The 13258-nt window shown below is 59.9% G+C and carries 10 protein-coding genes; 9 read left to right on the top strand and 1 reads right to left on the bottom strand.

Annotated features, from left to right (window positions below; all coding sequences use genetic code 11):
• Positions 1 to 3 precede the first annotated feature (3 nt).
• Entirely contained in the window at positions 4 to 1461 is a 1458-nt protein-coding gene (locus ACFDAU_RS09890; protein ID WP_413436765.1) for a pyridoxal phosphate-dependent decarboxylase family protein, read from the bottom strand.
• A gap of 408 nt (positions 1462 to 1869) precedes the next feature.
• Here ACFDAU_RS09890 and ACFDAU_RS09885 point away from each other — a divergent pair, with 408 nt between their 5' ends.
• The 9 genes from ACFDAU_RS09885 (at position 1870) to egtD (ending at position 13218) form a co-directional block, all read left to right on the top strand.
• A complete protein-coding gene (locus ACFDAU_RS09885) occupies positions 1870 to 2961 on the top strand; it encodes a TQO small subunit DoxD (RefSeq protein ID WP_413436764.1) in 1092 nt (363 codons plus the stop codon).
• A gap of 59 nt (positions 2962 to 3020) precedes the next feature.
• Positions 3021 to 3716, top strand: a complete 696-nt coding sequence (locus tag ACFDAU_RS09880) for a VIT family protein (RefSeq protein ID WP_413436763.1) — start codon at positions 3021 to 3023, stop codon at positions 3714 to 3716.
• Between the two features lie 332 nt (positions 3717 to 4048).
• Entirely contained in the window at positions 4049 to 5068 is a 1020-nt protein-coding gene (gene gnd, locus ACFDAU_RS09875; protein WP_413436762.1) for a phosphogluconate dehydrogenase (NAD(+)-dependent, decarboxylating), read from the top strand.
• A 1-nt stretch (position 5069) separates the two neighbouring features.
• Positions 5070 to 6482 carry a glucose-6-phosphate dehydrogenase gene (zwf, locus tag ACFDAU_RS09870; protein ID WP_413436761.1) on the top strand — a complete coding sequence of 471 codons (1413 nt, stop codon included), beginning with the start codon at positions 5070 to 5072 and terminating at the stop codon, positions 6480 to 6482.
• A complete protein-coding gene (locus tag ACFDAU_RS09865; RefSeq protein ID WP_413436760.1) occupies positions 6479 to 7186 on the top strand; it encodes an HAD family hydrolase in 708 nt (235 codons plus the stop codon). Before zwf ends, ACFDAU_RS09865 begins: the two co-directional genes overlap by 4 nt.
• The gene (gene tkt, locus ACFDAU_RS09860) at positions 7183 to 9300 is read left to right on the top strand and encodes a transketolase (RefSeq protein WP_413436759.1); all 2118 of its coding nucleotides are present in this window, start codon (positions 7183 to 7185) and stop codon (positions 9298 to 9300) included. The genes ACFDAU_RS09865 and tkt overlap by 4 nt, the downstream gene beginning before the upstream one ends.
• A gap of 281 nt (positions 9301 to 9581) precedes the next feature.
• Positions 9582 to 10934, top strand: a complete 1353-nt coding sequence (locus ACFDAU_RS09855; protein ID WP_413436758.1) for a dihydrolipoyl dehydrogenase family protein — start codon at positions 9582 to 9584, stop codon at positions 10932 to 10934.
• A gap of 51 nt (positions 10935 to 10985) precedes the next feature.
• Positions 10986 to 12272: an ergothioneine biosynthesis protein EgtB gene (gene egtB / locus ACFDAU_RS09850; RefSeq protein WP_413436757.1), complete on the top strand. Its 1287-nt coding sequence runs from the start codon at positions 10986 to 10988 to the stop codon at positions 12270 to 12272.
• Entirely contained in the window at positions 12259 to 13218 is a 960-nt protein-coding gene (egtD, locus tag ACFDAU_RS09845) for an L-histidine N(alpha)-methyltransferase (protein WP_413436756.1), read from the top strand. The genes egtB and egtD overlap by 14 nt, the downstream gene beginning before the upstream one ends.
• The last annotated feature ends 40 nt before the right edge of the window (positions 13219 to 13258 follow it).

Below are 13258 nucleotides of genomic sequence, written 5' to 3'. Positions count from 1 at the left end.
GAGTCATGGCGTCCGGGTAAGTTCCTTGCCGAGTGCTAGGCTTGCCTGCAGCAGCGCGTCGATGTCGCGGGTAGCGGTGCGGTGATTGACAATCGCTGCGCGAATCGCGACATGGCCGTTGAGGGTGGTGGTAGACGGCGCGGCAATGCCGGATTCCTGTAATGCAGCAGCAAGCCGCGTATTCACCGTGTCGGCATGTTCGCTGCGGTAGCGGAAACAGACGATGTTCAGCGCCACCGGGGCCATCAGTTCCAGCATCGGCATGGCTTCGATACGCTGCTTCATGTACTGGGCCAGTGCGCAGGTGCCGGAAATCACCTGGCCAAGCTGCTCCGCACCGTAGACCTTGATGGTGAACCAGGCCTTCAGCGCCCTGAAGCCGCGCGACAGATCCGGCCCGAAATCGCACGGCCAGGGCGATCCGCCCGCCATGCCGCAGGCTTCGCGGCGCAGGTAGGCCGCGGGTGAGGCGAAGGTGTCGTAGTGCAGGGTACCGTTCCGCACCAGGATGAATCCGGCATCGTAGGGCACCTGCCCCCATTTATGAAAATCGAAGGCGATGGAGTCGGCGCGCTCGATGCCGCGCAGGCGCGGTGCAATATCCGGGGCGAGCATGGCCAGCGCCCCGTACGCCCCGTCGACATGAAACCACAGCGCCTCGCGCTGAGCGATGTCCGCCAGCACGGCGAGACCATCGATGGCGCCGACATCGACCGTACCCGCGCTCGCGGCAATGAAAAACGGTGTGAAACCGGCGCTGCGATCCGCTGCGATGGCCCGTTCGAGTGCTGCGCTGTCCATCTGGTACTGGTCGTTCACCGGGATGATGCGCAGGGCGTCCATGCCCAGACCGGCAAGGTCCATCGCCTGCGCGATACAGCCGTGGGCCCCGGCGGAAGTATAAGCAGTGAGGCGCTTGCCGCTGGCAGCGACACCCTGCTGGCGCACCGCGGTGCCCAGCGCTGCGGTGCGCGCCACCAGCACGCCGATCAGGTTGGCCATCGAGGTGCCGGTCACGAACAGGCCGCTGGCGCTGTCCGGAAAGCCGAATAACTCGCGCATCCACTGCAATACCTGGCGTTCCACCTCGATGGGCATCTGGTCGCGCCCGCCCAGATTGGCGTTCAGACCCGCCGCCAGCATTTCCGCCAGCATGCCCACCGGCGTGCCGCCGCCATGCACCCAGCCCATAAAACCGGGATGCGCGTTCCCCACGGCAAACGGCAGCACGTCTTGCATGAAGTGTGCGTGCACCGTGGCGAGATCGGCCGGTTGCGCGGGAAGCGTTTCGTGGAACAGGTCGCGCACCGGCTGCGGAATCGGCTGCCATACCGGGCGTTCCCGGATGTGCTCCAGGTAGTCCAGCATGTCGTCGAGCATGCGATGTCCCTGGGCGCGGAGTGCCTGCCAATCTGCCGGGTCAAGCGAGTGTGGAGCAGTCCCGTGGCTATCTTCGTTCATGGTGAGTTAAGGAAATTTGTGATCCGGACGGAGCGCATAGGTTACCTCAAATGCTCCATGAAGCGGTGTGAGGCTTGCGTTGACCGTCCTGGTTTGCCAACCTGATTTGTGCGGACAAACAACACGGTGAACCTGAAAAATTCAGTTAGCCACGGAGGGCACAGAGAACACAGAGAAAAGTCCACGCTTTGATTGCTGTTTTCGGCCCACCTATCGGGAGAAAAGCAAATCGCGTCGAAGGCCGTTTCTTCTCCGTGTCCTCTGGGATCTCTGTGGCCTGAATTGCGATTTATAGGATGAACAGTGTCGTTTCCCGGATTCTATGTGCGATAGCGCACTGCACATACCGTGAAAGGAGGACAGACTACTCGAATAGTCCATGAAAGCTGTTCGCCCAGGAGATTCGAAATGCCCGTTTCATCCCCAGCACTCCAGGACGCTGTGACCGCGTCTGCTTCGCCAACTCGAAATGCTGACATCTGGACTCTGCTGGGGCTCGCCATGCTGGGCGTGAGACTGGTTCAAGGCTGGGTTTACTGGGCCGGCGCCAGCAGGCGGCTGATCTATAGTACGGGCAAGCTGGATCCCGGCTCAAGCAGCTACATGGCGCACAAAATGAACGAAGCGATACCCGGTGCCATTTTTGGTAGCGGGGATGCACTCAGCGCCTTGTTGCATCATCCCACCCTGCTGCATGTATCGATCATTGTCTTCACGCTGGTCGAGTTGTTGGTCGGCCTGGGTCTGATATTCGGTTTCATGACGCGCTTATTCGGCCTGATCAGTGTGGGTCTGGCAGTTTCGCTGATGCTGATGTTCGGATGGCTGGGTTCAACCTGTGTCGACGAATGGACCATGGCTTCCAACAGCTTTGCCATGGGCCTGGGCATCATGATTGCCGGGGGCGGCGGTTGGTGGTCGCTGGATCACTGGGTGGCGAAAAAATCCCCCGGGCTTGCGCTCCGCTCCTGGTTTCCCTGGCTATTCAGTGGCCCCCTACCACTGATTCCGGTCACGCGTTTCGCAAAGATGTTCGGCATTCTCGCCATTGTCTTTGCCGTGGGTTTTTATGGATATCTGCGCGGTGCCGTGTTCAGTCCTCTGGCGGCACGGACTAACGCGAAATATCATCACCTTGCACTGACCAAGCCGGCACTTTCCTCGTCCGGTGACCTGATGCTGTCCGCATACGTGGACGCTGGCCCTGACACACAGGGCGCATACGTCATCCAGGTCTCTGTCGTTGACGAACACGGGCATGCGGTGGAAACCTGGGGCGGAAAGACGCTGAGTGAGTTGGCGCAAACCGGTTTTGCAAACGAATATAAATATTCGGTTTTCAAACCGACGAAGTATGGCTTCGTCGGTGTGGTGGGCGCGCGCGCCACGATCTCGCTACCGCATCAGGGGACGTTAAAACTTGCACCAGGGGCTTACCAGGCGATATTCCAGGGTATCGATGGGAAACAGTGGAAGACCCAGGTGGTGGTTGGCGCGTGAGCTTCCAGCGGCTGGCCACACCTTGCCCTTATTTGTAGTCTTCGAAGGGGGCTTCAAGCATGCCTGTACGCAAGAAGGAGCAACATCGCACACAACGCATCGGCTGGTTGCGCGCCGCGGTATTGGGTGCGAATGACGGTATCGTTTCCACAGCGAGCCTGGTGCTCGGTGTCGCTTCCGCCCATGCGACGCATGCCAATATCCTGGTTGCCGGCATCGCGGGTCTGGTGGCGGGGGCCATGTCGATGGCAGCCGGTGAATATGTATCGGTCCATTCACAGGCGGACATCGAGCAGGCTGAACTCAAGCTGGAACGCAAGGAACTTGAAACAGACGACAAGGGCGAGCACAAGGAACTGGCAGCAATCTACATCGACCGCGGCCTCGATCCTGCGCTCGCGCAGCAGGTTGCGCAGCAACTCATGGCGCATGACGCACTCGGCGCGCATGCCCGCGACGAGCTGGGGATTTCCGATACGCTCAGTGCGCGTCCAACGCTGGCTGCGCTGGCGTCGGCCGGCTCTTTCTCCGGTGGTGCGGCCATGCCGTTGCTGGTCATAGCGCTGGCCCCCGCAACGAGTCTGATTCCGATTGTCTCGGGCGCCTCACTGCTGTCCCTGGCGCTGCTGGGCGGCTTGGCAGCCTACGTGGGCGGGGCGCGTGTGCTGGCCGGGGTCATGCGTGTCGCGTTCTGGGGGGCGCTGGCCATGGGAGTGACTGCGGGAGTGGGGGCAATGCTCGGTACTGTGGCGTGAACACCGCCGGCACTGCGGATTGCCACGCAGTCTATGCAAGTACTGCGCACACTACCAATCGCGACTTGGGCAATACCACCGGCCTCGGGTTGTTTTCAACCGTTCCGCGAGAATGCTGTTTCAGCATGACGTTGTTTATTAATGGCTATTATTTTTAATGAACCAGGCACAATTTTTGCCCCGGATAGTTAGGATTTGGCTTGATTTCCCGGCGCAGCAGAGATGCGAGGCAGTCCGCCTGCCACAAAGATGCAATGGGCATTGCGCATCATGTTTGCGAAGCGCAGCAGGCAAGAGCGGCATCGCCCCGTCACAGAAACAGGAGATACTCGATGCAGATCGGCATGTTGGGCCTGGGACGGATGGGCAGCAATATGGTGCGGCGGCTGATGCAGGGAGGGCAGCAATGCGTGGTGTACAACCGTCATGCCGAAGCCGTCGAGGCACTCCGCAGCCAGGGCGCTGTCGGCACGGTTTCGCTTGAGGATTTTGTCGCCCGCCTGACCAGGCCGCGCGCGGTCTGGCTGATGGTGCCTGCGACGGTCGTGGATGAGGTGCTGGCGCAACTGGTGCCGTTGCTTGAAGCGGGAGACATCGTCATTGACGGCGGCAACTCGTATTACCGCGACGATATCCGGCGTGCGGCCGAATTGCAGCAGCATGGTCTGCATTATGTGGATGCCGGCACCAGCGGCGGCGTTGCCGGGCTGGAACGCGGCTACTGCCTGATGATCGGCGGCGAGAAAGACATCGTCCAGCACCTTGATCCGGTGTTTGCCGCGCTTGCCCCCGGCGTGGGTACGGCCCCACCTACCCCCGGCCGGGACAAGCCCGGCGCCAGCGCCGAACAGGGCTACCTGCACTGCGGGCCGCACGGCGCCGGACACTTCGTCAAGATGGTTCACAACGGGATCGAATATGGTCTGATGGCAGCCTATGCCGAGGGTCTGAATATCCTGCGCAATGCCAACGCCGGCAAGCGCTCGCGCGACAGCGATGCCGAGACCACGCCGATGCGCAATCCGGAGTATTACCAGTATGAGCTGGACCTGCCCGAGATTACGGAAGTGTGGCGGCGCGGCAGTGTGGTGGCGTCCTGGCTGCTCGATCTGACCGCAGCAGCGCTGGTTGAGGATGCCGAGCTCGCCGGGTTCTCGGGACGGGTGTCGGATTCGGGCGAAGGACGCTGGACGGCACTGGCCGCCATCGATGAGGGCGTACCGGCACCGGTCATCAGCGCGGCGCTATTCGAACGCTTTGCTTCGCGCGGCGACGCCGACTATGCCAACCGGGTGCTATCCGCAATGCGCAAGCAGTTTGGCGGGCACGATGAGAAGAAAGCGGGGCACTGAGATGGCCCATGCCCATAGCCGCACCACGCCGGCAGACGCGCTGGTGATCTTCGGCGTGACCGGCGACCTCGCCCACAAGATGATTTTTCCGGCGCTCTATGCGATGGCGAAGCGCGGCGTGCTCAACGTGCCGGTAGTCGGCGTTGCCGGCTCGAAATGGAGCCTGGCGCAACTGCGCAAACAGGCAACAGACAGCATCAAGAAGGCCGGCAAGATCGATGACCGCGCCGCCTTCGAGCATCTCCTTTCCCTGCTCCGCTATGTGGGCGGTGACTACAACGACCTGGGCACGTTCAAAGCACTCAAGCAGGCGTTGGGCGATGCCCGGTGTCCGGCGCATTACCTCGCCATCCCGCCCGCGCTTTTCGCCACGGTGATTAAAGGACTCGGGGCTTCCGGCCTGGCTGATCGGGCGCGCGTGATTGTCGAAAAGCCGTTCGGGCGCGACCTGGCGTCGGCACGTGAGCTCAACCGCATCGCGCTGTCGGTGTTCGCGGAGGATGCGATCTTCCGCATCGACCACTATCTCGGAAAAGAGGCGATCATGAATATCCTCTATTTCCGTTTCGCCAATTCATTTCTTGAACCGATCTGGAACCGCAACCACGTAGCCAGCGTACAGATCACGCTGGCCGAGGATTTCGGCGTGAAGGGCCGTGGCGCATTTTACGAAAGCGCCGGTTGCCTGCGCGACGTCATCCAGAACCATCTGTTCCAGATTGTCGCGCTGCTGGCCATGGAGCCGCCCGCTTATCAGGGCTATGGCGCCGTGCACAGCGAGAAAGCCAAGGTGTTCCAGGCCATGCACCCGCTGCAGCCGGACGACGTGGTGCGCGGCCAGTACGCCGGCTACCGCAAGGAGCCGGGCGTGGCGAAGGGATCGGACGTCGAGACGTTCTGCGCCGTGCGGCTGTACATCGACTCGTGGCGCTGGTCAGGAGTGCCGTGGTACCTGCGCTCCGGAAAATGCCTGGCGGCCACAGCGGCCGAGGTGCTGGTGGAGCTGAAACCCCCACCGCAAAGGCTGTTCGACGATTCGGCGCCGCTGGCCGGGCGCGCCAATTACCTGCGCTTCCGGCTCTCTCCCAACGCTGCCGTCGCCCTCGCCGCGCGCGTCAAGCGCGCAGGCAATGAGTTCGTCGGCGATCAGCGCGAGCTTTACCTGCTGGATGAACAGCCGGGAGAGGAGACACCCTACGAGCGACTGCTGGGTGACGCCATGGCCGGCGACGGCGCGCTGTTCACCCGTGAAGACGCGGTGGAAGCCGCCTGGGCGGTGGTCGATCCGGTGCTTGAAACGCACCACCGGGCACAGCCCTACAAGCCCGGCAGCTGGGGGCCGAAACAGGCTGATGCGCTGATTGCGGCAGACGGGAGATGGTATAACCCGGTACCGGGAAAGGCGGCAAAATGACAGCGGCGAACGAAGTGGTGTTCCTGCTGGATGTGGACAATACCCTGATCGATAACGATCGCATCATAGCTGACCTGAACGGTCACCTTGCGCATGAGTTCGGCGACGAGAACCGGGATCGGTATTGGGAAATTTTCGAAGCGTTGCGCGTTGAACTCGGCTATGCGGACTATCTGGGCGCCTTGCAACGTTACCGGGTTGGCGCCATGAACGATCCGCGTTTGCTGAGTATGTCTTCATTCCTGGTGGACTATCCGTTTGCAGCGCGCCTGTATCCCGGCGCGCTCGATGTCATCGCCCATCTGCATCGTTGGGGGTCGACGGTAATCCTGTCGGATGGCGACGTGGTGTTCCAGCCGCGCAAGGTACAGCGGTCGGGACTGTGGGATGCGGTCGATGGCCGGGTGCTGATTTACCTGCACAAGGAGCAAATGCTCGATGATGTCGAGCAGCGTTACCCGGCCCGCCACTACGTCATGGTGGACGACAAGCTGCGCATTCTGGCAGCGATGAAAAAGTTATGGGGGGATCGCCTGACCAGCGTCTTCCCGCGCCAGGGACACTACGCGCTCGACCCCAGGAATAGTGCCGCCTATCCGCCCGCTGATATCACCATTGAGCGTATCGGCGACCTCATCAATCATGATTTTTCCGCGCTGCCTGAGATCCCAAAAATGGATGGCGCGCGACAGGAGGCATTATGAAAGCCACACAACAATCGCATGATCCTGCAACGCAACTCGACCAGCTGTGCATCAATACCCTGCGCACGCTTTCCATCGACGCCGTGCAGCAGGCACAGTCCGGGCATCCCGGTACGCCCATGGACGCCGCGCCGACGGCCTACTGCCTGTGGCAGCGTTTTCTGCGCTACGACCCGGAGCATCCCGACTGGCCGAACCGAGATCGCTTCGTGCTGTCGTCCGGTCACGCCTCGATGCTGCTGTATAGCCTGCTTTATTTGTGCGGGGTCAAGGCGATGAGCCCAAGCTATGAACAGGCCGGCGGTCTGGCGGTGACGCTCGATGATATCAAGCGCTTTCGCCAGGCCGGCAGCCGCTGTACCGGCCATCCCGAGTATGGCTGGACCTCCGGCGTGGAAACCACCACCGGGCCGCTTGGGCAAGGCGTGGCGACGAGCGTCGGCATGGCCAGCGCGGAACGCTGGCTGGCAGCCACCTACAACCGTCCCGGTTACGCTCTGTTCGAGCACAAGGTGTATGCCCTGTGCGGCGATGGCGATATGATGGAAGGGGTCAGCAGCGAGGCCGCGTCCCTGGCCGGCCACCTCCAGCTTGCCAACCTGTGCTGGATTTACGACGACAACCACATCAGCATCGAAGGCTCGACCGGCATCGCTTTCACCGAGGATGTGGCGGTGCGTTTTCTCGGCTACGGCTGGAATGTCACACGCGTCGCCGATGCCAACAACCTGGAACAGTTGACGCGCGCCTACAACACTTTTCTCGATACCCGTGACCGTCCCACCCTGATCATCGTGCAGAGCCACATCGGCTATGGCGCACCGCACAAGCAGGACAGCAATGAAGCCCACGGCGAGCCGCTCGGCGCGGAAGAGGTGCGGCTGGCGAAGCAATTCTATGGCTGGGATCCTGATGCGCAGTTTTATGTGCCGGACGGCGTTCCGGAACATTTCCGCGAGCAGATCGGCCGCCGCGGTGCCAAGCTGCACACAGCCTGGGAGAAACTGTTCGCGGCCTATCGCAAGCAGTACCCGGATCTCGCAGAACAGATCGATTGCATGCAGCGCCGCGACTTGCCCGCAGGCTGGGACAGCGCGCTGCCGGTATTTCCGGCCGATGCGAAGGGCATGGCGACGCGCGATTCGTCGGGCAAGGTGCTCAACGCCATCGCCGCAAAGATGCCGTGGCTGCTGGGCGGTGCGGCAGATTTGGCGCCGTCGACCAAGACGCATTTGAACTTCGATTTTGCCGGCGATTTTCAGGCCCCTGGCGAGGCGGGCGAGGGAGGCAACAACTACGGCGGACGCAATTTTCACTACGGCGTGCGCGAGCATGCGATGTGCGCCATCACCAATGGGTTGAGCCTGTCGAATCTGCGCCCCTACGCCGCGAGTTTCCTGGTTTTTACCGACTATTGCCGCGCTGCGCTGCGGCTGGCCGCGATGATGGAGATTCCGGTCATCACCATCTGGACGCACGATTCGATCAGCATGGGCGAGGACGGACCCACCCACCAGCCGGTCGAACAACTCGCATCCTTGCGTGCAATGCCCGGCATGATGGTGTTGCGCCCGGCGGATGCCAACGAAGTAGTGGAAGCGTGGCGGGTGATCATGCAGCTCAAGGATCGCCCGGTGTGCCTGGTGTTGACGCGCCAGGCGCTGGCGACGCTGGACCGTAGCCAGTACGCATCGGCAAGTGGTGTGGCGCGCGGCGCCTACGTGCTCGCCGACGCCCCGCACCAGCGCCCCGATGTGCTGCTGCTGGCGACCGGCAGCGAGGTCGCGCTGTGCATTGCCGCCTATGAGCAACTGAAGCTGGAGGGAATCAAGGCGCGCGTGGTCAGCATGCCATCGTGGGAGCTGTTCGAGAGCCAGGGCCGGGAATACCGCGACAGCGTGCTGCCGCCGGAGATCACCGCGCGCGTCGCCGTCGAAGCGGCGTCCGGATTTGGCTGGGAACGCTATACCGGCTTTGATGGAAGCATTCTTGGCTTGGACAGCTTCGGATTATCTGCACCGATGAAAGTTGTTGCGCAGCAGTTCGGGTTCGAGCCAGCACACGTTGTTGCCACAGCGAGGGAACAACTGGCGCGCCACGCTGCGAAGAAGTGAAATCGGTCTGTCCGAATTTGATCTTACGTTTCGATTGAAGGCGACATTCTTCCCTTTACGTACGCGAGCGTACATACAATTTTGTAAGTGAAAGAGACAATTCCCACAGTGATTGAAAGCCCATAAACGGACCCAAACGCGGTGGAAAGACTAGCGTTTCTGTCTACAGCGTCAGGGTCACTGGCGCGCCAGTTAATCTCCGGACCAACTGACTTTACCGCGGCTATTTTTGCGGATGGCTGATGCAGTGCGGAAATTTTCTCGTTACTGGAGATATCGGTATGCAAGCCTTCGATTTGATTGTAATCGGTAGCGGCACCGTTGGGTCGATTGTCGCGACCACGTGCCGCGCCGCGGGCTGGACGGTGGCAGTGGCCGATTCGCTGCCGTTTGGCGGAACCTGCGGGTTACGCGGTTGCGCCCCCAAGAAAGTGCTGGTGGGCGCTGCCGATCTGCTCGACTGGTCGCGCAGGATGGGGAAAGTGCACGCGGTCAGCGGCGCACTCAAAATCGATTGGCCAGGTCTGATACGGTTTAAACATTCCTTCACGGATCCGGTCCCGGCAGAAACGGAACACGCATTCGAACAAGCAGGGATTCGAAGTTTTCATGGACGGGCGAAATTCATTGATCGCAACGTCGTTGAAATCGGGAACGAGACGCTGAAGGGCAATCACCTGGTGATCGCCAGCGGTGCGGCACCTGCAAAACTGAATATCCCGGGCGAGGCGTATTTGATCGACAGTACCCGGTTTATGGATATGGAAGCATTGCCCGAACGAATCGTTTTTGTCGGCGGCGGTTATATCGCCATGGAATTCGCGCATCTCGCCGCGCGTGCCGGATCCAGGGTTACCGTGCTGCACCGCGGCGATCGCGTACTCGAGGGATTCGACCCTGATCTTGTGTCCAGATTGGCGGACAGCACCGTTGGTCTGGGCGTGGCGATTCATACCGCCACCACGGTCGAGGCCGTTGAAAAAACCGCAAATGACGGATTGAAGGTATATGCCAGGCAGCATGGTGTCGAAGTGGCTTTTGAATGCGATCTTGCAGTGCACGCTGCAGGCCGCGTGCCGGATCTGGATGACCTTGCGCTGGAAGTGGCCGGGGTGGCCAGGGAAAAGCACGGCGTGACGGTCAATGACTATCTGCAAAGCCCGTCCAATCCCGCTGTCTATGCAGGTGGCGATGCTGCGGCCAGCGGTGGGCTGCCGCTTACGCCAGTGGCCGGTTATGACGGCGAACTGATCGCTGCCAATTTGCTCAATGGCAATCAACGGCGGGCTGACTACCGGATGACGCCCAGTGTCGTATTTTCCATCCCGCCGCTTGCAGCCGTGGGTTTGTCCGAACAGGCGGCCATCGAGCAAGGATTGCATTTTCGTACAAATATGATGGACATCGGCGGCTGGTATTCCTCACGCCGTGTTGCTGAACAAACCGCAGTGTTCAAGGTGCTGATTGAAGAAGGGAGCGAGCGAATATTGGGCGCGCACCTGCTCGGCCCGGCGGCTGAGGAAACCATCAATCTGTTCACGCTGGCGATGCGTTCTGATATCAATGCCGGGCAACTCAAACAGGTTTTGTTCGCCAACCCTACCCACGCATCCGATTTGAAATACATGCTTTGAAGGATGCCTGTTTCCAGTAATTTTATCTCTACCCGAAGGAGCAAGTTAACAATGACCAGTACCACAGCCGCGGCACGCGAATCCCTGCCAATGCAGGCGCAATACGATCTGTTGAGGCGCTATGTCGAAGTACGCACTCAAACCCTGAAACTCGCGGAGCCATTGAGTCCGGAGGATCAGATGGTGCAGTCCATGCCGGAAGCCAGTCCCACCAAATGGCACCTGGCGCACACCACATGGTTCTTCGAGACCTTCATTCTGGCGTCACATATGCGCGATTACGTGCCGTTCGATGCGAGCTACAAATTTCTGTTCAATTCTTATTACAAGCAACTGGGACGCCATCCCGATCGCGCCATTCGTAGCGTTTTTTCGCGTCCTGAACTGTACGAGATTCTTCGCTATCGCAACCATGTGGATAGCTGCATGCAAAAACTGTTCGAGGACGAAGTACCGGCTGAACTCTTGCAAATGCTTGAGCTGGGATTGAATCACGAGCAACAGCATCAGGAGCTGATCGTTACTGATATCAAGCATGCATTCTGGACCAATCCGCTGCGGCCAAACTATCAGCCGGCCCAGATCAAGGCCTTTGATTCCTTGATAGAGCCATTGTCGTGGATCGCTTTCGAGGAAGACGTCCATGAGGTAGGCCATGATGGCTACAGCTTTGCATTCGATAATGAATTGCCGCGTCACCGCACTTATATCAAATCATTTCGATTGGCTTCGCGGCTGGTTACCAACGCTGAATACCTGGAGTTCATGGACGATGGCGGTTACATGCGTCCGGAATTGTGGCTGTCTGACGCCTGGGATCACATCAATGCAAATGGCTGGACAGCGCCACTCTATTGGGAGCATGAAGATGATGCCTGGTATGTGTTCACCAGCCGGGGCAGGCTGCCATTAAATCCGAACGAACCGGTATGCCATGTCAGTTTCTACGAAGCCGATGCCTATGCACGCTGGGCAGGGGCGCGGTTACCGACGGAGTTTGAATGGGAAGTCGCAGCCAGCACGGTGAAAATCCGCGGGAATCTGCTGGAGAACGAAGCTTTCCACCCATGTCCGGCGCACGCCGATACGAATCTGCAGCAAATTTTCGGGGATGTGTGGGAATGGACCGCGAGTCCGTATGTTGCCTATCCGGGGTATCGTCCATCAGCCGGTCCGGTAGGCGAATACAACGGTAAATTCATGTGCAACCAGATGGTATTGCGCGGCGGCTCCTGCGCGACGCCTGCGTCGCACCTCCGCGCAACGTATCGCAATTTCTTTCCGCCCCAGGCGCGCTGGCAGTTTTCGGGAATCAGGTTGGCCGATGACAACACTTGAGCAACGCTGCCTGTCCGGGATCGCAGCCGAGGTGCTGGAAGGGCTCTCACGTCCTCACAGGGCGCTGCCGCCCAAGCTGTTTTATGACGAGGAAGGCTCCGCGCTATTCGAACAGATTACCTGCCTGCCGGAGTATTATCCGACCCGCACCGAAGCGGCGATATTGACGGCCAACGCGGATGAAATCTGTTCCCGGATCGGGAGGGACGTTTCCGTGAGTGAGCTCGGCGCGGGCACGGCGACCAAGACGCGCATTCTGCTGAATTCGTTGGTACGTCTCCAGCCCAGCGTGGACTATTTCCCCTTGGATGTATCGCATGCCGCTTTGCAACTGGCAAAAAACGAATTGAATGCGGATTTCGAGACGGTAAACGTCTACCCGCATGTCGGCGATTTCGAAGATTTGTCGTTTCTCGGCGCCCACGCGTCGCCCCGTCTCGTTCTGTATATTGGTTCGAGTATCGGCAATCTGGAACAGAGCGACGCCATTGGGTTGCTTAAAAGCGTTGCCCACCATTTGTCTCCCGGCGACCACTTATTGCTTGGGGTGGATCTGGTGAAGGATCGCGATGTCCTCGTTGCTGCTTACGATGATCAGGCGGGTATCACCGCAGCATTCAACAAGAATCTGCTGTCCCGCATTAATCGTGAGTTGGGCGGCAACTTTGATACCGACGCATTTCAGCATGTCGCTTTATGGAACGAGTCCGTGGCCCGTGTCGAAATGCACCTGGAAAGTACTCAGGCGCAACAGGTCAGAATCGATGCGCTGGACCAGACGCTGACATTTTGCCGGGGCGAACGCATTCATACGGAAAACAGCTATAAATATACAGTCGGGCGTTTGGAAAACATGATGCGTAGCGGAGGCTTCGAAGTCGAACACACCTGGACCGATCCACAAAGCTGGTTTGCCGTGAGCCTGGGCGTGATAACAGAGAGTTAAATTTCCTGCTTCTGCCGGTACCGAATGAACAGTGCTATCG

Origin of the sequence: Sulfuriferula sp. GW1 (genome assembly GCF_047300855.1) — a bacterium.
Taxonomy (GTDB): Bacteria; Pseudomonadota; Gammaproteobacteria; order Burkholderiales; family Sulfuriferulaceae; genus Sulfuriferula.
The sequence above is the reverse complement of the archived record's forward strand: the minus strand, read 5'-3'. Positions and strand labels throughout refer to the sequence as shown.